The following is a 23,483-nucleotide window of genomic DNA, read 5'->3' as shown; positions in this document are numbered from 1 at the left end:
GCAGGCCGGTCAGGGGCGGCCGCCCTGGCGGGGGTCGCCCGCGGTGAGGTGTTCGAGGACCTCGGCCAGTTCCTGGCAGGCCTTCTCCACCGAGAGTCTGGTGTTGCGCTGCTCGGTGATGACCGAGGACAGCAGCAGGGCGGTGAGGGCCATCGTGCCGTTGAAGGCCTGGAGTTTCATCATGACCTCGACGTGGGTCAGCTCGGCGAACGGGCCCGTCTCCTGGGTCGCCGCGATGGTGGCCATGACGGAGGCGAAGAGGGCGCACAGCATGCTGCCCGCGAAGCGGAAGCGCAGTGCCGCCCAGATCAGCAGCGGATAGATCAGGAACAGCAGGCTGATGTGGTTGTGGGTGACGAGGGGGACGATCACGCCGATGGTGGCCGCGAGCAGCAGGGCCTCCTTCCAGCGATGCAGGTCCAGGGGCGGGCGCACGGTCCGCAGCATGAGCAGGAGCGGCGTGACGATCAGCACACCCATCGCGTCGCCCACCCACCAGCCCAGCCAGACCGGCCAGAAGGAGTGCGCGGCCAGCTTGTCGGTGACGACGAGCAGCCCGACCCCGCAGGTCGCGCTGATCAGCATGGCGGAGAGAGCGCCGAGGAAGACCAGGGCGAGGCCGTCCCGCAGCCGGCCGAGGTCGGTGCGGAAGCCCACCCGGCGCAGCATGAGGTAGGCGCAGGCGGGTGCCACGGTGTTGCCCGCCAGGACGACGAGCACGGTCGGCTGGAGCGAGGTGATCGACATGATCACGAGGAGTACGCCGAGGGCGATGCCGGGCAGCACCCGCAGCCCGAAGATCAGCAGGCAGGCCACCGCGACGCCGGTGGGCGGCCAGATGGGAGTGAACACGGCGCCCTCGACGACGAGCTCCCGCAGCAGGCCGAGCCGTCCCGCCGCGAAGTAGCCGCCGGCGACGGCCAGCGTCAGGAGGGCGTACCCGGCCGGTCGCCGCAGATCCTCGAAACCCACCACAGCTGCCATCAGACACTGAGGCGGCCGTGTCGGCGAGGCGAGCGTGGCGGGGCCGGGCCGCGCGGGAGGGAGCCGGCACCTGACCGGTGCCTGTGAGCGGGGCGCGGCGCGGACGGCCGTAAGACCGTCAAGGCGCCCCGGCAGGGACATGGCGGCAGCCCGGCCATACCTCCGCCGGACGGGCCCTACGCGCCGGTGTCGGGTGCGTCGTGTCCCACGACCAGGACCGCCGCGTCGTCCTCGTGTCCCACGCGCTCGGCTCCCTTGATCACGGCGGCCGCGAGCGAGCCTGCCTCCATGCCCGCCACGGCGGCGACTCCGGCGAGACGCATCACCTGATCGAGGCCTTCGTCGACGCTCATCGAGGGGCCCTCCACGACGCCGTCGGTCACCAGGACGAAGACACCGCCGGTGGTGAGCCTGTGCTCGGTCACGGGATACCGCTGTCCGGCGACGATGCCGAGGGGCGGGCCGCCCTCGTCGTCGGTGATGCCGGAGCGGCCGTCGGCGGTGGCCCAGACGGAGGGTATGTGTCCGGCCCGCGCGCTCTCCAGCACCCCGGTGATCGGGTCCAGGCGCATGAAGGTGCAGGTCGCGAAGAGTTCGGTGCCGAGGGACAGGAGCAGGTCGTTCGTCAGGGAGAGGAGTTCGCCGGGCTCGCTGGTGACGGACGCGAGGGCGCGCAGACCCACCCTCACCTGGCCCATGAACGCGGCCGCCTCGATGTTGTGGCCCTGGACGTCGCCGATGGACAGGCCGATGCGCCCGTCGGGCATCGTGAAGGCGTCGTACCAGTCGCCGCCCACGTTGAGGCCGTGGTTGGCGGGCGAGTACTTGACCGCGAGGTGGAACCGGGGAGTGACGGGCATGTCGCCGGGCAGCATGCCGCGCTGCAGGGCGACGGCCAGTTCGAGCAGGGAGCGCTGCAGCTCCGCCCGCTCGCGTGCCTGGGCGGTCAGCGTCCCGAGTCTGGCCAGCAGTTCGTCACCGTCGTCCATGGGGAGCTTGCGGGACATTGACCACTCCAAGGGGGTTGGTACCGCTATAAGCATAAAGAACGGATTTCCTTCCCTCGGAAACGCACACAGACAGGACGCACGGAGGCGGTACGACAACGGCCCGGCCACCGCCGAAGCGGGGCCGGGCCGACCGGTCGTACGTGCCGCGTCAGCCCTGGCGGGCCTTGAAGCGCGGGTCCTTCTTGTTGATCACGAACGTCACGCCACGACGGCGTACCACCTGCGCGCCGGGCTTGGCCTTCAGCGAGCGCAGGGAATTGCGGACCTTCATGACTGCCTCCCATAGCGGCGCTCGAAGCGCTCCACACGGCCCGCGGTGTCCACGACACGCGTGTTGCCGGTGTAGAACGGGTGGCTGGCCGACGAGATCTCGACGTCGATCAGCGGGTAGGTGTTCCCGTCCGCCCACTCGATCGTGCGCGCCGACCGCGCGGTCGAGGTGGTCAGGAACGCGGTGTCCGCCGCGCGGTCGCGGAAGACGACCGGACGGGACACGGGGTGGATGCCAGACCTCATGGTGCTTCCTTCCTCAGGCCGTCCGTTGCGGGACGGCCGCTCTGCTGTGTTCGTGGGACCGCCGCTCGGCTTGCTTCGTGAAACTGCCGCTCGGCTCACTTCGTGGGACCGCCGCCGAGTTCGACTCAACGCTCCTCGCGGAAGTCGACGTGCTCCCCCGCCACCGGGTCGTACTTGCGCAGGACCAGCCGGTCGGGGTCGTTGCGACGGCTCTTGCGCGTCACGTAGGTGACGCCGGTCCCGGCCGTCGACTTCAGGGTGACGACGGGACGGTTCGTGGTGCGTGCCATGAGGACCTCCTTCCGCCCACATCCCGGGATCTTGTCCCGGGCATGTCAGCTACGTACGTCTCAACACGGGCACCCCTCGGTCCATTCCCGGCTCCGTCCCCTGGTACGAGACGGTCTCCGACCAGGGCGGGACGGCCTACGCCGCCACCACCGCCGCCCGCTCACGAGCCGCCCGTACGGCCTGCGAGAGCCCCTCGATGTCGTACGCGCCATGGTGCCTACGGCCGTTCACGAAGAAGGTCGGCGTGCCCGCGACCCCGCTGAGGTCGGCCGACTCGACGTCCTCGGCGACGTGGCCCGACCCCTCGTGGGCCCGCATGTCGCGTTCGAAGCGGGTGGTATCCAGGCCGATCTGTTCGGCGTAGGCCCGCAGGTCCTTGAAGCGCAGGGCGCCCTGGTGGCTGAGGAGCAGGTCGTGCATCTCCCAGTAGCCGCCCTGCAGCGCGGCGGCCTCCGCGGCCTCGGCGGCGAGCTGGGCGTGCTCGTGGACGTCGGTGAGCGGGAGGTGCCGCCACACGTACCGCACCTCGTCCCCGAAGGAGCCGAGCAGTTCACGGACGACCGGCTCGGCCTGGCCGCAGTAGGGGCATTCGTAGTCGCCGTACTCCACGACGGTCACCGGGGCGTGGCGCGGTCCGCGCAGGTGGTCGCGGTCGGGGTCGACGGGGACCGACAGGTCGACGATGGTCTCCGCCCGGCCGAACAGCACCCTGGGCCGGATCTGCGGCGGCAGCAGTCCGATCACTCCCGTGACCAGCCGGCCGACCAGGAAGGAGCAGATGACGGCGCTGAGGATGCCCGTCTTCGCGTCCTCCAGGGTGGTCCCGTCGAAGGCGAGGGTCGCGATCAGCAGGGAGACCGTAAAGCCGACGCCCGCCAGCGTGCCGCCCGCAGTCACCGCTCCCCAGCCGACCGGCGGCCGGATCCGGCCCCGGGACAAGACGCTGGTCAGCGCGGTCGAGGAGACGATGCCGAGCGGCTTGCCGACGACGTACCCGATGAGGATGCCGAGCGCTACGGGCGAGGTGAAGGCCCTGGCGAGCTGCTCCCCGCTGATCTGCAGACCGGCGTTGGCCAGCGCGAAGAGCGGGACCACGACGTAGCTCGCCCACGGGTGGTAGATGCGCTGGAGACGGTCGTTCGGGGAGATCGACGCCGCGATGCCGGCGCGTACGTCGCGTTCCAGCTCGGGTGTGGGCTGCTCGCGGAAGAGCCGGAACAGGCCGGTGGCGCGCTCCAGGTCGTCACGCCCCGCCGGATAGGCGTACGTGATCAGCCCCATGGCGAGTCCGATCACGACGGGGTCCACGCCCGACTTGAGCAGGGCGACCCAGGCGACGAGCCCGAGCAGCGCGTACAGCGGACCCCGGCGCACCCGGAACCGCCGGAGCAGCATGACGACGGCGAACGTACCGACGGCGACCAGGAGTGCCGGTACGGCGATGTGGTCGCTGTAGAAGACTGCGATCACGACAAGCGCGAGGAAGTCGTCGACGACGGTGATCGTGAGGAGGAACACGCGCAGCCCGGGCGGCATGTGGCGGCCCACGACCGCGAGCATGCCCAGCGCGAACGCCGTGTCGGTGGACATCACCGCGCCCCAGCCGTCCGCCGTCCCGTGCCCGCTGTTGATCGCCAGGTAGATGGCGATCGGCACGAGCATGCCGCTGGCGCCCGCGACCATCGGCAGCGCCAGCCGCCTGCGTTCGCGCAGCTCGCCCATGTCGAACTCGCGGCGCGCCTCCAGGCCGACGACGAGGAAGAACAGCGTCATCAGCCCGCTGTTGACCCACTCGCGCAGGTCGAGGGAGACCCCGTGCGAGCCGAGCCGGACGGAGAGGTGGGTCTCCCAGAACGACTCGTACGCCGACGGCGTGACGTTGGCCCAGACGAGCGCGACGATCGCCGCCGCCACCAGGACAGCGGCACTGCCGGTCTCCGTCCGCAGGAAGTCACGCAGCGGGGTGCGCGCTTCGTCGCCGCACGTGGTCTGCCCCGTGTAGTCGGTCGTTTCGAAGGACATACGGGGTTCACTTCCGTCGTGCGTCATGGCTCACGTGTCGGCCCAACCCGCCTGCCACACCATTCATTCCTACGGCAGCCGGTACCACGGCCTCCGGGTCAGCCGCCCAGCGCCGCCCCGACCACGGCCTTCGCCTCCTCCTGCACCTGGCCGAGGTGGTCGGGGCCGAGGAAGGACTCGGCGTAGATCTTGTAGACATCCTCGGTGCCGGAGGGCCGCGCCGCGAACCAGGCATTCGCGGTCGTCACCTTGATGCCGCCGAGGGACGCGCCGTTGCCGGGTGCCTCGGTGAGGACGCCGGTGACGGGCTCGCCGGCCAGGGTGTCGGCGGTGACCTGAGCGGGCGAGAGCTTGGCGAGCAGCGCCTTCTCCTCGCGGGACGCCGGGGCGTCGATCCGGGCGTAGGCGGGCGAGCCGAACCGGTCCGTGAGCGCCGTGTAGTGCTGGGACGGCGTCTTCCCGGTGACCGCCGTGATCTCGCTGGCGAGCAGCGCCAGGATGATGCCGTCCTTGTCGGTGGTCCACACGGAGCCGTCCCGGCGCAGGAAGGAGGCACCGGCCGACTCCTCGCCGCCGAAGCCGAGCGAGCCGTCGACCAGTCCGTCCACGAACCACTTGAAGCCGACGGGCACCTCGACGAGCCGGCGCCCGAGGTCGGCGGCGACCCGGTCGATCATCGAGGAGGACACCAGCGTCTTGCCCACGCCCGCGTCGGCGGGCCACTGCTCGCGGTGGGCGTAGAGGTAGGCGATGGCGGCGGCCAGGTAGTGGTTGGGGTTCATCAGGCCCGCGTCCGGGGTGACGATGCCGTGCCGGTCGGAGTCGGCGTCGTTGCCGGTGGCGATGTCGAACCGGTCGCGCTGGGCGATCAGCGAGGCCATCGCGTACGGCGACGAGCAGTCCATGCGGATCTTGCCGTCCCAGTCCAGCGTCATGAACCGCCAGGTCGGGTCCGTGAGCGGATTGACGACGGTCAGGTCGAGCCGGTGCGCCTCGGCGATCCGGCCCCAGTAGGCGACGGACGCCCCGCCCAGCGGGTCGGCGCCGATCCGCACGCCCGCCGTACGGATCGCGTCCAGGTCGAGCACGCTCGGCAGGTCGGCGACGTACGTGCCGAGGAAGTCGTAGCGGCCCGTGCCGGGGGCGGCGAGCGCGCGGGTGTACGGGATGCGGCGTACGTCCTTCAGGCCGCCCGCGATGATGTCGTTGGCTCGGTCCTGGATCCAGGAGGTGGCCTCGGAGCCGGCCGGGCCGCCGTTCGGCGGGTTGTACTTGAAGCCGCCGTCGCCGGGCGGGTTGTGGGACGGGGTGACCACGACGCCGTCCGCGAGGCCCGAGGTGCGGCCGCGGTTGTGGGCGAGGATCGCGTGGGACACCGCCGGGGTGGGCGTGTAGCCGTCCGCGCTGTCGATGAGGACCGTGACCTCGTTGGCGGCGAACACCTCCAGGGCGGTGACCTTCGCGGGCTCGGACAGCGCGTGGGTGTCGGCCCCGATGAAGAGGGGCCCGTCGGTGCCCTGGTCGGCGCGGTACTCGCAGATGGCCTGGCTGGTGGCCGCGATGTGGTCCTCGTTGAACGCGGTCGCCAGGGACGAGCCCCGGTGCCCGGAGGTGCCGAACGCGACGCGCTGCCCCGGCTCGGTGGGGTCCGGGTGCAGCGCGTAGTACGCGGTGACCAGACGGGCTACGTCGACGAGATCCTCTGCGCGGGCCTGTTCGCCCGCTCGCTCGTGTGGCATGGTGGCCCGCTCCTCCGTATCGACCGACTTCGCGTACGGCCCCATCTTTCCTCGTCAGGGGCGCGTTTAGCGAGTACACCCCCTCCGCCTGTGGAAAACCCCGGCCGCCGCTGTCCGTCAGTACCGGTGGCGCCGGTCCAGCTGCTTCAGCACCGCGCCCGCCATGGCCGCCTCGCCCTTCGCGTTGGGGTGCGCCGGAGCCGCCGGGGAGGCGGGCTGCAGCGGCTCTATCCAGCGGTCGGCGGGCGCCTTGCACATGTCGTGGCCGACGGTCGGGCCGTAAGTGTCCACGTACTCCGCGCCGTTGAGCGCGGCCACCAGACGGAGCATCAGGTTGAGGCGCTTGCCGGTGTCCCGCAGATAGGGGAAGTCCTTGGCGGCGAACGGCACCGAGGGGTAGCAGCCGCTGCCGTCGTCGGGCAGGAGGTCCGGGTAGCCGACGACGAGCACACGCGCGTGCGGTGCCTGCTTGTGCACCGCACGCAGGACCTTGGTGACCTTCGGCGCGGTGTTGAGGACGGCCAGCGCCAACTGGTCGACGCCTGAGGTGTTGTAGTAGCGCTGGCACGGGTTGCCCGTCAGGTCCGTGGCGCTGAGCTTGGCGCAGGTGCCGATGATGGTGCTGAACCCGATGTCGTTGCCGCCGATCTGCACGGTCACCAGGTCCGTGTTCCGCTGTACGGCGTCCAGTTGGGGCGGGTTGGTGCCCTGCGCCTTCCACATCTCCGCGGTCGTCGCACCGCTGCAGCTCACGTCCTTGAGGACGGTCCCTCTTTGGTCCGCCGTCACCACGGAGGGGTAATTGTGGTCGGAGCGGGCGCAGTTGGCGTCCACCTGGGTCGGTATGTACGGGCCCGAGGTGTAGGAGTCGCCGAGCGCCACGTACTGGGTTGAACGGCCGTGCCCGTGGCCCGAGTTGTGCGCGGCCGCCGGTGCCGCGGACGCGACGACGAGGGCGCAGCCGCTGACCGCCGCGGCGACCGCCACGGCCCTGCCGCGATGGTTCGCCGTCATGACCGGATGCGTCTCACGCTTCATGAGGTTCCTCCCCAGGTACGAGACGGTGCGACGGGACGGGCCCGCTACGGTCGTCTCTCGTTCAACTGGCCTTGTATACCGGGCGGTAGGTACCTGGGGCCAGAGGTCTGGCGGGACGAGTTCGCTGCCCGAACGGTCACGGCTCCCGCCGAAACAGTTCGGCCGGTTTGGTGGCCGGTTCCCGTCCCCGCGCACGTGGACCACGTCCGGCGGGTATCCCTTCCGCAGGCGTCAACGCGCTTGGGGGTGGGGGGAGTTGGCTCTGTTGCCGCAGAGGCTGCGGAGGCACGAGAAGCGCGAGTCGTGGCGCTCGCGAAGGCGCGAGGCGATCCGTGCGCTGCGCGCCCAGGGACGCTACGGCCCCGGACTGCGCGAGGTGCTGCCCGCCCTCGTCGTGGTAGCCGTCGTCGTGTGCGGGATCGTGGCCGGGCTCGCCGTGGCGTACCGCACCCTCGGCGCCGGCGCGCTCGCCGGCGGCCTGGCGCTGCTCGCCGTGATCGCGGCGGCCGTGGTCCGGCACAACCGGCCGCTGGCCCGTCGCCGGCTGGGCTACTACACGCCCGAGGAGATCTCCGACCTCGATGTGGAGGGGCTCGCCCTGGCCGTGTCCCGGATGCTGCGCCGGGACGGCTGGCGGGCGCTGGCCCGGCCCGACGAGCAGGGCCAGCAGCGTGTCCGTGCGCGCGACCGGCTCGGCCGCCGTCTGGAGGTGGCCTTCCGGCCGGTCGCCGAGCCGCTGCCCGGCGAGGAGACCCCGACGCGATCGCCACGCTCGGTCGGCTCCGGACCGCATCTCCGTCTCGTCGTCCACCGGGGCACCTTCAGCCGACGTGACGTGCAGTGGGCGCGTCGGCAGGGCGGCGTCCAGCTCATCGACGGCTCACGCCTACGGCGCTGGGCCCACGGCACTCCCCTGCACCGGCTGCCCGAGGTCCCCTGACCCGTCCCCCGACACATCTCTCGAAACGCGGAACGAGCCGCGGGCGCGGGGCCCACGGCTCGTTCACGGTACGGCTCGTCAGTCCGCGGACTCGCAGTGGTTGCCCAGCGCGGGGTTCAGCAGACCGATGACGTTGATCGAGTTGCCGCACAGGTTGAGGTCCAGGTCGACCGGCACCTGGATGACGTTTCCGGAGAGCACGCCCGGGCTGTCGCTGGCGGTACCGACAGGCTCCGGGTCCGCGCTCGCCGTACCGGCACACAGCAGCAACGCCGCACCCGCCAGACCCACCACGGCCGTCAGACGCTTCCTCATGAAGAACTCCTGTCATTCGGAGGGGCATGTCCCTCCACGCTGAGGGTGCGCCGGGGGGTCACGACACTCTTCGGCCGCCGAACGGGTGGTAGCCGCCCGCTCAGGCCTCCAGGCCGGCGGCGACCGTAGCCCCCAGCTCCCAGCACGCCTCGACACCGGTCCTGTCCGGCTCGCCGGTCAACGTCACCGCATCCGCGACCCGCCGCCAGCCCAGCCCGGTCGTGATCGACTCGATGCCGCGCACGGCACCCGTCACGTCGTTCCCACCGTGCACGTAGTAGCCGAAGGGCCGGCCCCGGGTCTCGTCCAGGCACGGGTAGTAGATCTGGTCGAAGAAGTGCTTGAGCGCGCCGGACATGTAACCGAGGTTCGCGGGCGTGCCCAGGAGATATCCGTCGGCTTCCAACACGTCCGACACGGTCGCGGCCAGGGCGGCCCGCCGTACGACCCGCACGTCCTCGATCTCCGGTGTCGTGGCGCCGGCGACGACGGCCTCGAACATCGCCTGGCAGTTGGGCGAGGGGGTGTGATGGACGATCAACAAGGTGGGCACGGGGCGAACCTACCCTCAGCTCGGCACCACTCTCGTCACCTTGCCCTGAGGGGTCGCCTTCACATAACCGCCCTCCCCGTAGTCATTGCTCAGGTAGACCGACATGCTTGCAGGGGAGTCGAAGTCACTGCTCGGTACCGCGACCAATAGGTAACGGGATGTCGGATTCTTGATCTTCAGCGACTTCTCCGCGCTGGCGAGCAACCCAGGCACGGCGTCCCACTTGAAGTCGTCCAGCTTCACCGGCTGATCTCCGTCTGTCACCGTGCCCTTGTTGTCGAACGCCTCGTCGAAACCGGTACCAGAGCGGTAGGTGTAGCTGGCGTACCTGGTGTTGCTGCCCTTCACCATCACATCCGCGATGACATATCCCGGGTAGACGGAGAAGTCGGAAAACCTGTCACTGCCCGTCTTCTCCTCGAACGCCTTGATCGCGGTCCGGATGCCCGACGGAGTGAGCATGTCCTGCGTCTTCACGGCGGCACTGCTCTGACTCGCCGAGACGGTGGGCGTGGTGCTCTGCTGCTGCGTCTGACCGGTGGCACCCGGGGACGTACTCGTGTCGTCCTTGTCGTTCCCGCCCGGCAGCGCCTTCCAGGCGAGCGTGCCGATGAGCAGTACGCCTACGACGCTGGAGGCGACCGCGACGCCCCGGTTCCGCTTCGCCGGACGTCGCCGACTGCCCGTCGCCTGCATACCGCCGGTCGGCGGCAGCGACGGAGGCACCGGAGGTGCGAGCCGGTACGAGGTGGTTTCCGGGCGGCGGTCCTCGGGCTGCTGTGCGGCGGCGGCCAGCATCCGGCCGACCGTCCCGGCGTCCGGCCGTGCCTCGGGATCGCGGACCAGGACACAGGACAGCACCGGCGTCAGCGATCCCGCCCGCACCGGTGGCGGCACGTCCTCCTGGAGTACGGCGGCCAGCGTGGCCAGGGTCGTACCGCGCTGGAGCGGGTGGTGGCCCTCGACGGCGACGTAGAGCATCATCGCGAGCGACCACAGGTCGGCGGCGGGGCCGCCGCTCTGGCCGGAGACCCGTTCCGGGGCCATGTAGTCGGGGGTGCCGATGATCGAGCCGGTTGCGGTGAGGGCGGTGGCGTCGCGGATGGCGGCGATGCCGAAGTCGGTGAGGACGGGGCGGCCGTCGGTGCGCAGCAGGACGTTGGCGGGTTTCACGTCGCGGTGCTGGACGCCCGCCGCGTGTGCCGCGTTCAGGGCGTCGAGCACGCCGATGCCGAGGTGGGCGGCCTCGGCGGGGACCATGGGTCCGCGGGCCAACCGGTCGGCGAGCGAGCCGCCTTGGACTAGTTCCATGACGAGCCACGGGTAGGTGCCCACGCCCTCGTCGACGATGTGATGGATCGTCACCACGTTGGGGTGCTCGACCCTGGCCAGGGCGCGTGCCTCGCGCAGGACCCGCTGGCGCAGCATCTCCGCCGCGGCGGGGTCGTACTCGGCGAGGTCGATGTCCGGCGGCCGGACCTCCTTGACCGCGACGTATCGGTGCAGCAGCAAGTCCTGGGCGCGCCACACCGTGCCCATGCCACCGCCGCCGAGCCGGGACTCCAGCTCGAAGCGGCCGTCTACGACCCGTCTGTCGGGCTCCCCCTCGTTCATGCGGAGGAGCTTATGTGACGAACGTGCACGCCTGTGCCGCGAGTTCAGAAGGTGAGAAACGTCCGGGCCGACCCGTGAGGGCCGACCCGGACGTCAGTGGTGCGGTGCTGTGGAACTACTCGGTCTCAGACGAGGTCGAACCGGTCCAGGTTGGAGACCTTGACCCACGCGTCGACGAAGTCCGTCACGAACTTCGCCTTCGCGTCGTCGCTCGCGTAGACCTCGGCGAGCGCGCGCAGCTCGGAGTTCGAGCCGAAGACCAGGTCGGCACGCGTGCCGGTCCACTTGACCGCGCCGGAGGCGTCGCGGCCCTCGAAGGTCTGCTGGTCCGAGGAGGTCGACGACCACGTGGTGCCCAGGTCGAGCAGGTTCACGAAGAAGTCGTTGGTCAGCGTGCCGACCTTGTCGGTGAGGACACCGTGCGTGGACTGGCCCTGATTGGCGCCCAGGACACGCAGGCCGCCGACGAGGACGGTCAGCTCGGGGGCGCTCAGCGTGAGCAGGTTCGCGCGGTCGAGCAGCAGGTACTCGGCGGGAAGGCGGTTGCCCTTGCCGAGGTAGTTGCGGAAGCCGTCGACGGTCGGCTCCAGCGCGGCGAACGACTCGACGTCCGTGTGCTCCTCGGTCGCGTCGACACGGCCCGGCGTGAAGGGGACCTCCACGTCGACGCCGCCGTCCTTGGCGGCCTTCTCGACCGCGGCGGCGCCGCCGAGGACGATCAGGTCGGCCAGGGAGACCTTCTTGGCGCCGGAGTTGAACTCCTGCTGGATGCCTTCGAGGACCCGCAGCACAGAAGCGAGCTGGTCGGGGTCGTTGGCCTCCCAGCCGCGCTGCGGCTCCAGGCGGATACGGGCGCCGTTGGCACCGCCGCGCTTGTCGCTGCCACGGAAGGTGGACGCGGACGCCCACGCGGCGGACACGAGCTGCGAGACGGTCAGGTCCGAGGCGAGGATCTTCGCCTTGAGGGCCGTGACGTCGGCGGCGTCGATGGTCTCGCCCTCGGCCTGCGGCAGCGGGTCCTGCCACAGCAGGGTCTCGGACGGGACCTCCGGGCCGAGATACAGGGACTTCGGGCCCAGGTCGCGGTGGGTCAGCTTGAACCAGGCGCGGGAGAAGGCGTCCGCGAACTGGGCCGGGTTCTCGTGGAAGCGCTTCGAGATCTCGCCGTAGATCGGGTCGAAGCGCAGCGAGAGGTCGGTGGTGAGCATCGTGGGGAGCTTCTTGGCGTCGCTGTGGGCGTCCGGGATGATCGCCTCGGCGTCCTTGGCCACCCACTGGTTGGCGCCGGCGGGGCTCTGGGTCAGCTCCCACTCGTAGCCGAAGAGGATGTCGAAGAAGTCGTTGCTCCACTGGGTGGGCTTGGTGGTCCAGGTCACCTCAAGGCCGGAGGTGATCGCGTCGCCGCCCTTGCCGGTGTTGTAGGTGGACTTCCAGCCCAGGCCCTGCGCCTCCAGCGGGGCGGCCTCGGGGTCGTCGCCGACCGACTCGGCCGGGCCCGCGCCGTGGGTCTTGCCGAAGGTGTGGCCACCGGCGATGAGGGCGACGGTCTCCTCGTCGTTCATCGCCATCCGGCGGAAGGTCTCGCGGATGTCGCGGGCCGCAGCCAGCGGGTCCGGGTTGCCGTTCGGGCCCTCGGGGTTGACGTAGATGAGGCCCATCTGGACGGCGCCGAGCGGGTTCTCCAGCTCGCGGTCGCCGGTGTAGCGCTGGTCGTCGAGCCAGGTGGTCTCGGGACCCCAGTACACGTCCTCGTCGGCCTCCCAGACGTCGGCGCGGCCGCCGGCGAAGCCGAAGGTCTCGAAGCCCATCGTCTCCAGCGCCACGTTGCCCGTGAGGATCAGGAGGTCGGCCCAGGAGATGGACTGGCCGTACTTCTTCTTGACCGGCCACAGCAGACGGCGGGCCTTGTCGAGGTTGCCGTTGTCCGGCCAGCTGTTCAGCGGGGCGAAGCGCTGCTGACCGCGGCCGCCACCGCCGCGGCCGTCGCTGATGCGGTAGGTGCCGGCGCTGTGCCAGGCCATGCGGATCATCAGCGGGCCGTAGTTGCCGAAGTCCGCCGGCCACCAGTCCTGCGAGGTGGTCAGTACCTCGGCGATGTCCTGTTTGACGGCCGCGAGGTCGAGGGCCCCGAACGCCTCGGCGTAGTCGAAGTCCGCGCCGAGCGGGTTCGCGACGACCGGGTCCTTGGCGAGGATCTTCAGGTTGAGCCGCTCCGGCCACCACTGACGGTTGCCACCGCCCTGGGTCGGGTGCGCGGCGCGCCCGTGCGCGACGGGGCAGCCCCCGGCATCCTCCGACTTCGCGTCCGTGACGATTGCGTCGTGGTTCTCAGACATGGGAATCCTTCCAAAACGGGGTGGAACACGTGGCTCAGGAACTGGGGACTGCGGTACAGGCGGGGCACAGACCCCAGTAGATGACCTCGGCCTCGTCGATCGAGAAGCCTTGGTCGTCGGCGGCGGTCAGGCAGGGTGCCTCGCCGACCGCGCAGTCGACATCGGCGACGACACCGCACGACCTGCACATGAGGTGGTGGTGGTTGTCGCCGACGCGTCCTTCGAAGCGGGCGGGACTGCCTGCCGGTTCGATACGGCGTATGAGTCCGGCCGAGGTCAGCGCGTGGAGGGCGTCGTACACGGCCTGGAGCGATATGTGTCCTACGCGGTCACGGACCCCGGACGCGACCGCCTCGACATCGAGGTGGTCGCCGTGCCGGACGGTCTCCAACAGCGCGACGCGGGCTGCCGTCACCCGCAGGCCGGCACCGCGCAGCTCCTCGGCGGTGGTCGGTGGCTGGGATGCGGTCATGCCGCTCAACCTACAGCCATAAACACGAGTGATTCAAGAAAACAAACAGTTCAAGTTAGATGTCGTGCCGGGGTGGACGGCGTGGAGCGGTCCCACGTGGTGGCGGTCACCCCACGTTCGCGCAGTACGCCCTTGCGAACCTTCCCGGTCTCGGTGAGCGGGAGCTCACGCACGGTGTCGATGCACCGGGGCACCGGGAAGGCGGCAGCGTCGGCGACCGCCGGGTGCGAGTGGACGACGGACTCCACCTCCTGCGAGGACACGTTCTCGCCCCGCCACTGGATCACTTCCTTGGTCCGGTCGACGAACCGGAACAACCCGTCGGCGTCACGGACCACCAGCTCACCCGCAACGCCCATCTCATCCACTACGACACCGAGTTCGCCCGGCCGGAGGGGCTGACGGGGCCGGTGGTCATGGCTCAACCGCACGGCTGTCTGTTTCACCGTGCGGCGGGATTCGCGGGCGTCGGCGGTCAGGTACGGGAGGTGGCGTGGCGGAACCGTGCGCTCTGTAGAGGCAGTTGGCGGTGAGATCACCTTGGATCTGATCGAGCGTTGCGGTTCCGGTGAGGTGGCGTGCTGCCGGGGGCTGGCGGTGGTCGTCCTGGGGTGAGAACCAGAATCGGGTGGGTCGCCCGCCGTCAGGCCGCTTCGTGTTCCCGCGTCGCCTTCTTGTCGGATCCGCGGGTGCGGATGCGGCCCAGGAGGGCGGTGCCCGCCACGACCAGGCCGATGGCGACGATCCTGCTCGCCCGGTAGTAGTCGGTCGCCTGGTTCTCCGCGGTGCCGGGCAGGTGGAGGAAGGACCAGACGACCGCGGCGATCCCGAGGACGACGAGACCGACGGCTCCGATCGGCCCGAGTCCCCACCACCAGGGGGACTCGGGGTGGGGCCGGTCGTCGGACCGCTCTTGGTCACGGTCGATCACGGTGAACTCTCCTTCGGCGGCACGAGCCGCGTCGTCGGTGATTGCTGTGGCGGCAGTGGCGAAGGGAGAGACGCCCGATGCCGCCATCTGGTTCACCGAAGTCGCGGTCAAAGGCCGTGACGCCAAAGGCAGTTGAGGCCATTGGACACGTAAGGCCCGTCAGCCCGGCTCCAGCACCACCTTGCCGATCGCCTCCCCGCTCCGCGGTCGCTCGGCCGCCTCGGCGCCCTCCCGCACCCAGGCGGTGGCGGCGGCCAAAGTGCGCCGCGAGACACCGCCTGGGTGCGGGAGGGCGCCGTCGGCGATCTCACCGGCGAGGCGCAGGTTGCGCGGCCCGCTCGCCGCCAGATGCAGCGGCACGGAGGGATGCGGGTCGCGTAGCCGGGAGCGGACCTTGCCCTCGAAGTCCCCCTCGCGCCCGTCCAGCAGGGCCCGCAACATGCCGAGCCCATCGCGCAGTTGGGCCGAGCCGGTCTGCCGCAGGCCGATGGGTGCGACGGAGCTGTTGCCCACGCCGAGCCCGAAGGTGAACCTGCCCGGCGCGAGTTCGGCGACGCTGCGGGTGGCCGACGCGATGACGGACGGGTGCCGGGTGGCGAGGTTGGTGACGGCGGTGCCGAGGCCGATCCGCTCGGTGGCGAAGGCGGCCGCGGTGAGCGTGGTGAACACGTCCCGCCACAGCAACTGCGCGTCGGGGAACCACACTTGGTCGAAGCCGAGCTCCTCGGCCCGGCGTACGGTCCGGGCCACCCGGTCCGCCCGGTCGCAGGGCGGCACGCGCACGCCGATCCGCAGCGGGCCCTCGTCCGTGTCCGTGTCCGTCTCCGTGTCGCGATGAACGCTCATGGCGACGGCCCTAAGGACGAGCAAGGGGCCGCCAAACGTCCGCGGTCCGCTGAGCGATCCGCCCGCACCGTACGGCCGGAAGCCGACGCGGGTGCCCGCGCCCCGGAAGGTCGCGGGCACCCCGGTCCCCGGCGTGACTACCCCGGGGCGGTCGACGGCAGGAACGCCATGGTCATCGTGTCGGGCTTGACGGTGACGACGGCCTGGGCGCGTGGCGGGCGTGAGGTGAGGTCGAAGCGGGGCCAGGTCCGCAGGACGGTCGCGAGGATGATCTGGAGTTCGGCCCAGGCGAAGTTCTCGCCGATGCACTTGCGGCGGCCGTCGCCGAAGGCGAGGAAGGAGCCGCGTGTGGCCGGGGCGCGCTCGGGTGTCCAGCGGTCCGGGTCGAAGGTGTCGGGGTCGGGGAAGTGGTCCGGGTCGTGCTGGTGCAGATAGGGGCTCCAGATCACGTCGGCGCCCCGGGGGATGCGGTGGCCGCCCAGGTCGACGTCACGGGCGGCGGTTCTGGTGACCATCCAGGCGGGCCCGTATTTTCGGATGGCCTCCTGCAAAACCCGGCGGGAGTACAGGAGTTGATCGAGGTCCTCGTGGCGCAGAGGCCGGTCGCCGCAGACCGACTCCAGTTCCTCGCGGAGCCGTCGCTCGATGCCGGGGTTCCGGGTGATCTCGTACAGCGTCCAGGCCAGCGTGGTGCCGGTGGTCTCGATCGCCCCGGTCAGCAGGGTGATGGCCTCGTCCTGGAGCTGCTGACGGCCCAGCGAGTCCTCCGCCGCGAGCAGGGTGTCGAAGAGGCCGGACCTCTCCTCGTCCCGGGCGGCGCCCGCGTGCGGGCAGCCCGTCGCCCCGGCGGGCGCCGCGTCAGCGGTGCCGTGGTGGTCGATGGCCTGGTCGATCAGGGCGCGCAGCCGGGCGACCCGCTCGGCGTGGGCGCGGTTCATGGGCAGCGGCAGGCGGGTCACCCAGGCCGGGAGGATGGTCTGCCGAATCGTTCCTTCCATGATGGCCGGCATGAGGGCGGTGAACTCGCCCGCGAGTTGCCCGGGCAAATCGGTGCCGAAGAGGGCCACCAGGAACGCGGCCAGGGTGATCGCGTTCATGTCCGCGTACACGTCGCGGGGCTGTTCCGCGGGCCAGGCGGCGACGAGCCCCCGTACCCGGTCGATCATGGCGTCGCCGCGTTCGGCGATGTGCGCCTTGTTGAACATCGGCTGCATCAGGCGCCGGTTGCGCAGATGCGTGTCCCCGTCGGCGACGGTGGCCAGCCCGTCGCCGAAGAAGACCCGCAGCGCGTCGATGATCTTCCCGCCCTTGGTGAAGTCCGCGGCGTCGGTCACCAGGACCCGCCGGGTCAGGGCCGGGTCGGTGACCACGTAGGCGGGGGTGGGGCCGATGCGTATGCGGACGACGCTGCCGTGCTCGCGCAGCGAGGTGATGAACGGCAGCGGGTCGCGGGCCAGCCGGTGGCCGTGTCCGATCAGCGGCAGGCCGCCGGGAGCGGTCGGGGCGGGGGTGGGAGCGGGGGCGTCGGCGGATGAGGTGGCGGGGGCGCTCAACTGATCTCCTCATGGGCAGGCAACCACAAACGCCCGCATCACTGCCCAAGATCACCTTGCGGAATGCAATCCGGAAGTGATCCCTCCGTCACACTCCGAAGCGCGTCGCCCCCGCGCCCCGATCTCACGGGCCTCCCGGTCCGGGTCCCGCCTCAACTCCTCCGAGGCACCGGATTCAACGACGCCATCGCTGAATCCCATGGCGAGGAACGGTTGGACGCGGGAATCGCGCGGGGGCACAGTGGACATGTCGATCACCCCGACAACACCACCCCCTCATGCACCTCGCGGAGACCCCCCGATGACCCACGTCGCAGATCCTGAGCGTTACAACGGCACCATGCGCTACCGCCGCACCGGCCGCTCGGGGCTCGACCTGCCCCTGCTGTCGCTGGGCTACTGGCACAACTTCGGCGACGACCGGCCGTTCGAGACGCAGCGCGAGATCGCGCTGCGCGCCTTCGACCTCGGCATCACCCACCACGACCTGGCGAACAACTACGGCCCGCCCTACGGCGCCGCCGAGGCCAACTTCGGCCGGCTGCTGAAGCAGGACCTCGCGCCGTACCGGGACGAGCTGGTCGTCTCCACGAAGGCCGGCTGGGACATGTGGCCCGGTCCCTACGGTCAGGGCGGCGGCTCCCGCAAGTACGTCCTCGCCTCGCTCGACCAGTCGCTGAAGCGCACGGGCCTCGACTACGTGGACATCTTCTACTCCCACCGCCTCGACGCCGGCACCCCGCTCGAAGAGACCATGGGCGCGCTGGACACCGCCGTCCGCCAGGGCAAGGCGCTCTACGTCGGCATCTCGTCCTACGACGCGGAGCGCTCCCGTGCGGCCGCCGCCATCCTCCGCGAGCTGGGCACGCCGCTCCTCATCCACCAGCCGTCGTACAACATGCTCAACCGGTGGATCGAGAACGACGGGCTGCTCGACGCCGCGAAGGACGAGGGCTTCGGGGTCATCGGGTTCACCGCGCTGTCGCAGGGGCTGCTGACCGGGCGGTACCTGGACGGGATCCCGGAGGGTTCGCGGGCCGCGCAGGGCACGTCGTTCGACGCGGGCTGGCTGACCGAGGACATGGTGCGCCGGCTGCGCGCGCTCAACGACATCGCGGAGCGGCGCGGGCAGACCCTGGCGCAGATGGCGCTCGCGTGGGCGCTGCGCGACGAGCGGGTCACCTCGCTCGTCATCGGCGCGTCCCGCACGGAGCAGCTCGAACAGAACGTGGCCGCGCTGGACAACCTCGCCTTCAGCGCCGAGGAGCTGGCCGAGATCGACTCGTACGCCGTCGACGGCGGCGTCGACCTGTGGCAGGACGCGCGTACTGGGAAACTCGGCTGACCGAAGCTGTCGGCCGTGGTGGCCGGCAGCTCCCAGTTCACCGCGGAGGCGTGGAGTACATGACGACAGCTGACGGCTCGGTCGAGCGCACGGACGGCATCACCGGCGACGGAATCGTCCCGACCACGCAGGCGGTCCTGGAGACCCTGACCCCCAGCGCGACCTTCCTCGTCGTCACCGTGGAACCGGGCGGCGAGGAGACGACACGCCAACTCCTCGACGACCTGGGCGGGTTGATCCGGTCCATCGGGTTCCGCGCGCCGGACGGGCGGCTCAGCTGTGTGACCGGCATCGGGTCGGAGGTGTGGGACCGGCTGTTCGGCGGCCCGCGTCCCGCCGAGCTGCATCCGTTCCGTGAACTCGTCGGCGACCGCCACACGGCCGTGTCCACCCCCGGCGACCTGCTCTTCCACATCAAGGCCGTACGGGCAGACCTGTGCTTCGAGTTGGCCGCCGAGATCATGGGCCGGCTCAGCGGTGCCGTCTCCGTGGCCGACGAGGTGTCCGGGTTCCAGTACTTCGACGTGCGCGATCTGCTGGGCTTCGTCGACGGCACGGAGAACCCCGTGGGGCAGGCGGCCCGCCAGGCGGTGGTGGTCGGCGGCGAGGACCCGGAGTTCGCGGGCGGCAGCTATGTGATCGTGCAGAAGTACGTCCACGACATGGCGGCCTGGAACGCGCTGCCGGTGGAGCAGCAGGAACGGGCCATCGGGCGCAGCAAGTTGACCAACATGGAGATGGACGACGACGTCAAGCCGGCCGACTCGCACATCGCGCTGAACGTCATCACCGGCCCGGACGGCACCGAACGGAAGATCCTGCGCGACAACATGCCGTTCGGCAGCGCGGGCCAGGGCGAGTTCGGCACCTACTTCATCGGGTACGCCCGCACGCCGTCGGTCACCGAGCAGATGCTGCGCAACATGTTCCTGGGCACCGACTCCGCGTCCCACGACCGCATCCTGGACTTCTCGACGGCAGTCACCGGAAGTTTCTTCTTCGTGCCCTCGGCGGATTTCCTGGACGACCTGCCCGCTTCCCCGGCTCCCCAGGACGAGCAACTTAAGTGAACGGTTAACCAGCCGTTGACACCCCTGTCCGCCGGGCGCCCAATGGGCCCGGACGCGGCGCCCGGCCGACCGGCCAAGGGCCGTGCAGGACAGGGGGATTGCGGTATGCAGGTTCCCGCTCCGTTCGAGTACCAGCGGGTCGGCAGCGTCGGCGAGGCGGTCGCGCTGCTCGACCGCCTGGGCGACACGGCACGACTGGTGGCCGGCGGGCACAGTCTGATCCCGATGATGAAGTTGCGGCTGGCCAACTTCGAGTACCTGATCGACATCAACGACCTGCACGACGAACTGGGTTACGTCCGCGTCGAACCCGGACTGATCCGCATCGGCGCGATGACCCGCCACCGCGAGCTGCTGGAGTCGGACGAACTCGCCGCCGCCTTCCCGGTGTTCCGTGACGCCGAACGCGTCATCGCCGACCCCGTGGTGCGCAACCGGGGCACGCTGGGCGGCTCCCTGTGCCAGGCCGACCCGTCCGAGGACCTCTCCGCGGTCTGCACCACTCTCGACGCCAGTTGCGTGATCCAGGGCAGGGACGGCGAACGGGTGGTGCCCATGGAGGACTTCCACCGGGGACCGTACGAGACCGCCGTGGGCGACGCGGAGATCCTCACCGAGGTCCGCTTCCCGGTCCGCCCGAACGGGTCCAGCGCCTACGAGAAGGTCGAACGACGCGCCGGTGACTGGGCGGTGGTGTCCGCCGGTGCCGCGGTGTGGCTGGACGGCGACGGACTCGTCGCCGACGCCCGGGTGGGACTCGCCGCCGTGGGACCGAACACAGCGGGTATCCCCGGCATCGCCGGCGCCCTGCGCGGCCGGCGCCCGACGGAGGAACTGTTCGGACAGGCCGGGGACATCGCGGCCGAGGCCTGCTCGCCGGTGACCGACCGGCGCGGCAGCGCCGAGTACAAGCGGCATCTGGCACGGGAGTTGACCCTGCGGGTGCTGCGCCGGGCCGTGGCCCGCGTCGACGGACAGGAGGTGTGATCGTGCAGGTCAGCATGGTCGTCAACGGCGAAGAGGTCACCCGGGAGATCGAGGGGCGGCTGCTGCTCGTCCACTTCCTGCGCGACCACCTCCGGTTGACCGGCACCCACTGGGGGTGCGACACCAGCAACTGCGGTACGTGCGTGGTGTGGTTGGACGGCGAACCGGTCAAGTCCTGCACGGTCCTTGCCGCGATGGCGGGCGGACACGAGGTGCGCACGGTCGAGGGACTCGAACAGAACGGTGAACTCGACCCGGTACAGCGCGGGTTCGTCGAGTGCCACGGTCTGCAGTGCGGCTTCTGCACACCCGGCATGATGATGACGGCGCGTGCGCTGCTGGACCGCAACCCCGACCCCTCCGACACGGAGATCCGGGAGGCGATCTCGGGGCAGATCTGCCGCTGCACCGGCTATGCCACCATCGTCCGCTCCGTCCGGTGGGCGGCGGCCGAGGAGGCCGGGACCCGAACTTCCCTGGAAACGCAGGCCACTTCGGCTTCGGGGAGCACGTCATGACCGCCGTCTCCGAGAACGGCCACCGCACCGCCTTCGTCGACAACGACAAGAAGCCCTGCGGCCACGGCCGCATGCTGCGCAAGGAGGACCCGCGGTTCGTCCGCGGCAAGGGCCGCTACGTCGACGACCTGGACCTGCCCGGCATGCTTCACCTGGCCATCCTGCGCTCGCCGTTCGCGCACGCCCGCGTCCTCTCCGTCGACACCACGCTCGCCGAGGCCCACCCGAAGGTCCGTCTGGTCGTCACCGGCGCCATGCTCGCCGAGAAGGGCCTGGCGTGGATGCCGACCCTCTCGAACGACGTGCAGGCGGTCCTCGCCACCGACAAGGTCCGCTTCCAGGGCCAGGAGGTCGCCTTCGTCGTGGCCGAGGACCGCTACGCGGCCCGGGACGCGCTGGAGTTGATCGACGTCGAGTACGAGCCGCTGGACCCGGTGATCGACGTCCGTACCGCCCTCTCCCCCGACGCGCCCGTCATCCGCGACGACCTGGAGGGCAAGGCCGACAACCACTGCTTCGACTGGGAGACCGGCGACGAGGCCGAGACCGAGGCCGTCTTCGCCCGCGCGGACGTCGTGGTCACCGAGGACATCGTCTACCCGCGCGTGCACCCGGCCCCGATGGAGACGTGCGGCGCGGTCGCGGACTACGACCAGGTCGACGGCAGGCTCACCCTGTGGTCCACCACCCAGGCCCCACACGCCCACCGCACCCTCTACGCGATCGTCGCCGGGCTGCCGGAACACAAGATCCGGGTCGTCTCCCCCGACCTCGGCGGCGGCTTCGGCAACAAGGTGCCGATCTACCCCGGTTACGTGTGCGCGATCGTCGCCTCACTCCTCATCGGCAAGCCGGTGAAGTGGATGGAGGACCGCGCGGAGAACCTCATCAGCACCGGCTTCGCCCGCGACTACGTGATGCGCGGCGAGATCGCGGCCACCCGCGACGGCAGGATCCTCGCCGTCCGCACCCAAGTCCTCGCCGACCACGGCGCGTTCAACGGCACGGCCGCACCCGTGAAGTACCCGGCCGGCTTCTTCGGTGTCTTCACCGGCAGTTACGACATCGAGGCCGCCCACTGCAAGATGACCGCCGTCTACACCAACAAGGCACCCGGCGGGGTCGCGTACGCCTGCTCGTTCCGCATCACCGAGGCCGTGTACCTGATCGAGCGGATCGTCGACTGCCTCGCCTACGAACTCGCCATGGACCCGGTCGAGTTGAGGATGAAGAACTTCATCCGGCCCGAACAGTTCCCCTTCCGCACCAAGACGGGCTGGGTCTACGACTCCGGCAACTACGCGCCCACCATGGAACTCGCCAAGGAACTCGCCGGCTACGACGCCCTGCGCGTCGAGCAGGCCGAGAAGCGGGCCCGCGGTGAACTCATGGGCATCGGCGTCTCGTTCTTCACCGAAGCGGTCGGCGCGGGCCCCCGCAAGGACATGGACATCCTCGGCCTCGGCATGGCCGACGGCTGCGAACTGCGGGTGCACCCGACCGGGAAGGCGGTCGTCCGGCTGTCGGTGCAGTCGCAGGGGCAGGGGCACGAGACGACGTTCGCGCAGATCGTCGCCGAGGAACTCGGCATCCCGCCGCAGGACATCGACGTGGTGCACGGCGACACCGACCAGACACCCTTCGGCCTCGGCACCTACGGCAGCCGCTCCACGCCCGTCTCGGGCGCCGCCGCGGCGCTGGTCGCCCGCAAGGTGCGGGACAAGGCCCGCCTGATCGCCTCGTCGATGCTGGAGGTGTCGGTCGCGGACCTGGAGTGGGAGAAGGGCTCCTTCCACGTCGCGGGCGACCCCGAGGCCTCGGTCACGATCCAGGCCATCGCGATGCGGGCGCACGGCGCGGGCGATCTGCCCGAGGGTGTGGAGGGTGGTCTGGAGGCGCAGATCTGCTACAACCCGGAGAACCTCACCTATCCGCACGGCGCCTATATCTGCGTCGTCGACATCGACCCGGGTACGGCCAAGGTGACCGTCCGCCGCTTCGTCGCGGTCGACGACTGCGGCACCCGTATCAACCCGATGATCATCGAGGGGCAGGTGCACGGCGGGCTCACCGACGGCGTCGGCATGGCGCTGATGGAGATGATCTCCTTCGACGAGGACGGCAACTGCCTCAGCGGCTCGCTGATGGACTATCTGATCCCGACCGCGCTCGAAGTCCCCGACTGGGAGACCGGGTTCACCGTCACGCCCTCCCCGCACCACCCCATCGGCGCCAAGGGTGTCGGCGAGTCCGCGACGGTCGGCTCGCCGCCCGCCATCGTCAACGCGGTGGTCGACGCGCTCAAGCCGTACGGCATCCGGCACGCGGACATGCCGCTCACGCCCTCGCGGGTGTGGGAGGCGATGCAGGGCCGACCGACTCCGCCGATCTGAAGGTGGCTGT

Annotated in this window: 23 protein-coding genes; 6 read left to right on the top strand and 17 right to left on the bottom strand. The window is 70.4% G+C overall.

Annotated elements, in window-relative coordinates; genetic code table 11:
* Positions 1-9 precede the first annotated feature (9 nt).
* From OG496_RS51570 to OG496_RS51535, 8 genes are all read right to left on the bottom strand, one after another.
* On the bottom strand, positions 10-984 hold the full coding sequence (locus OG496_RS51570; RefSeq protein ID WP_399390826.1) for an MASE1 domain-containing protein: 975 nt from the start codon (positions 982-984) through the stop codon (positions 10-12).
* A 176-nt stretch (positions 985-1,160) separates the two neighbouring features.
* Positions 1,161-1,991 (bottom strand): PP2C family protein-serine/threonine phosphatase, encoded by an 831-nt coding sequence (locus OG496_RS51565; RefSeq protein WP_405975939.1) that lies wholly within the window; start codon positions 1,989-1,991, stop codon positions 1,161-1,163.
* 151 nt (positions 1,992-2,142) lie between these two features.
* Positions 2,143-2,265 (bottom strand): type B 50S ribosomal protein L36, encoded by a 123-nt coding sequence (gene ykgO / locus OG496_RS51560; RefSeq protein WP_014669332.1) that lies wholly within the window; start codon positions 2,263-2,265, stop codon positions 2,143-2,145.
* Positions 2,262-2,510: a type B 50S ribosomal protein L31 gene (locus OG496_RS51555; protein ID WP_201051026.1), complete on the bottom strand. Its 249-nt coding sequence runs from the start codon at positions 2,508-2,510 to the stop codon at positions 2,262-2,264. Before OG496_RS51555 ends, ykgO begins: the two co-directional genes overlap by 4 nt.
* 125 nt (positions 2,511-2,635) lie before the next feature.
* Positions 2,636-2,800: a 50S ribosomal protein L33 gene (gene rpmG / locus OG496_RS51550; RefSeq protein ID WP_200690819.1), complete on the bottom strand. Its 165-nt coding sequence runs from the start codon at positions 2,798-2,800 to the stop codon at positions 2,636-2,638.
* 136 nt (positions 2,801-2,936) lie between these two features.
* Complete coding sequence (nhaA, locus tag OG496_RS51545) at positions 2,937-4,823, bottom strand: Na+/H+ antiporter NhaA (protein ID WP_405975938.1); 1,887 nt, start codon at positions 4,821-4,823, stop codon at positions 2,937-2,939.
* 98 nt (positions 4,824-4,921) lie between these two features.
* Positions 4,922-6,562 (bottom strand): phosphoglucomutase (alpha-D-glucose-1,6-bisphosphate-dependent), encoded by a 1,641-nt coding sequence (pgm, locus tag OG496_RS51540; RefSeq protein WP_405975937.1) that lies wholly within the window; start codon positions 6,560-6,562, stop codon positions 4,922-4,924.
* 117 nt (positions 6,563-6,679) lie between these two features.
* Complete coding sequence (locus OG496_RS51535) at positions 6,680-7,600, bottom strand: SGNH/GDSL hydrolase family protein (protein WP_405975936.1); 921 nt, start codon at positions 7,598-7,600, stop codon at positions 6,680-6,682.
* A gap of 265 nt (positions 7,601-7,865) precedes the next feature.
* Here OG496_RS51535 and OG496_RS51530 point away from each other — a divergent pair, with 265 nt between their 5' ends.
* Positions 7,866-8,540, top strand: a complete 675-nt coding sequence (locus tag OG496_RS51530) for a hypothetical protein (protein WP_405975935.1) — start codon at positions 7,866-7,868, stop codon at positions 8,538-8,540.
* Between the two features lie 78 nt (positions 8,541-8,618).
* Here OG496_RS51530 and OG496_RS51525 read toward each other — a convergent pair whose 3' ends face one another.
* From OG496_RS51525 to OG496_RS51485, 9 genes are all read right to left on the bottom strand, one after another.
* Positions 8,619-8,855 (bottom strand): chaplin, encoded by a 237-nt coding sequence (locus tag OG496_RS51525; protein ID WP_366496405.1) that lies wholly within the window; start codon positions 8,853-8,855, stop codon positions 8,619-8,621.
* 100 nt (positions 8,856-8,955) lie between these two features.
* The gene (locus OG496_RS51520; protein WP_366496406.1) at positions 8,956-9,408 is read right to left on the bottom strand and encodes an NAD(P)H-dependent oxidoreductase; all 453 of its coding nucleotides are present in this window, start codon (positions 9,406-9,408) and stop codon (positions 8,956-8,958) included.
* A gap of 15 nt (positions 9,409-9,423) precedes the next feature.
* Positions 9,424-11,022: a serine/threonine-protein kinase gene (locus OG496_RS51515; protein ID WP_405975934.1), complete on the bottom strand. Its 1,599-nt coding sequence runs from the start codon at positions 11,020-11,022 to the stop codon at positions 9,424-9,426.
* Between the two features lie 125 nt (positions 11,023-11,147).
* Complete coding sequence (gene katG / locus OG496_RS51510; protein ID WP_405975933.1) at positions 11,148-13,358, bottom strand: catalase/peroxidase HPI; 2,211 nt, start codon at positions 13,356-13,358, stop codon at positions 11,148-11,150.
* A gap of 34 nt (positions 13,359-13,392) precedes the next feature.
* Entirely contained in the window at positions 13,393-13,830 is a 438-nt protein-coding gene (locus tag OG496_RS51505) for a Fur family transcriptional regulator (protein ID WP_033280496.1), read from the bottom strand.
* Between the two features lie 50 nt (positions 13,831-13,880).
* On the bottom strand, positions 13,881-14,189 hold the full coding sequence (locus tag OG496_RS51500; protein ID WP_405975932.1) for a hypothetical protein: 309 nt from the start codon (positions 14,187-14,189) through the stop codon (positions 13,881-13,883).
* A 284-nt stretch (positions 14,190-14,473) separates the two neighbouring features.
* Positions 14,474-14,848: a hypothetical protein gene (locus tag OG496_RS51495; protein ID WP_405975931.1), complete on the bottom strand. Its 375-nt coding sequence runs from the start codon at positions 14,846-14,848 to the stop codon at positions 14,474-14,476.
* Positions 14,849-14,920: 72 nt separating this feature from the next.
* Complete coding sequence (locus OG496_RS51490; RefSeq protein ID WP_405975930.1) at positions 14,921-15,607, bottom strand: LLM class flavin-dependent oxidoreductase; 687 nt, start codon at positions 15,605-15,607, stop codon at positions 14,921-14,923.
* A gap of 137 nt (positions 15,608-15,744) precedes the next feature.
* Positions 15,745-17,160: a cytochrome P450 gene (locus tag OG496_RS51485; protein ID WP_405975929.1), complete on the bottom strand. Its 1,416-nt coding sequence runs from the start codon at positions 17,158-17,160 to the stop codon at positions 15,745-15,747.
* A 301-nt stretch (positions 17,161-17,461) separates the two neighbouring features.
* On the opposite strand from OG496_RS51485, the gene mgrA reads away from it, so the two are divergent.
* The 5 genes from mgrA to OG496_RS51460 all read left to right on the top strand — a co-directional run bounded on the left by mgrA (position 17,462) and on the right by OG496_RS51460 (position 23,473).
* On the top strand, positions 17,462-18,505 hold the full coding sequence (gene mgrA, locus OG496_RS51480) for an L-glyceraldehyde 3-phosphate reductase (RefSeq protein WP_405975928.1): 1,044 nt from the start codon (positions 17,462-17,464) through the stop codon (positions 18,503-18,505).
* 59 nt (positions 18,506-18,564) lie between these two features.
* Positions 18,565-19,575, top strand: coding sequence for a Dyp-type peroxidase (locus tag OG496_RS51475; protein WP_405975927.1), 1,011 nt, complete (start codon positions 18,565-18,567; stop codon positions 19,573-19,575).
* Between the two features lie 105 nt (positions 19,576-19,680).
* Positions 19,681-20,562 carry an FAD binding domain-containing protein gene (locus OG496_RS51470; protein ID WP_405975926.1) on the top strand — a complete coding sequence of 294 codons (882 nt, stop codon included), beginning with the start codon at positions 19,681-19,683 and terminating at the stop codon, positions 20,560-20,562.
* Between the two features lie 2 nt (positions 20,563-20,564).
* Positions 20,565-21,080, top strand: coding sequence for a (2Fe-2S)-binding protein (locus tag OG496_RS51465; RefSeq protein WP_366496417.1), 516 nt, complete (start codon positions 20,565-20,567; stop codon positions 21,078-21,080).
* Positions 21,077-23,473, top strand: coding sequence for an aerobic carbon-monoxide dehydrogenase large subunit (locus tag OG496_RS51460; protein ID WP_399390800.1), 2,397 nt, complete (start codon positions 21,077-21,079; stop codon positions 23,471-23,473). Before OG496_RS51465 ends, OG496_RS51460 begins: the two co-directional genes overlap by 4 nt.
* Positions 23,474-23,483: the final 10 nt, after the last annotated feature.

The organism is Streptomyces sp. NBC_00988 (assembly GCF_045162645.1).
Lineage (GTDB): Bacteria > Actinomycetota > Actinomycetes > Streptomycetales > Streptomycetaceae > Streptomyces.
Note: the sequence above shows the minus strand (reverse complement) of the source record. Positions and strands in the feature narration are given on the sequence as shown.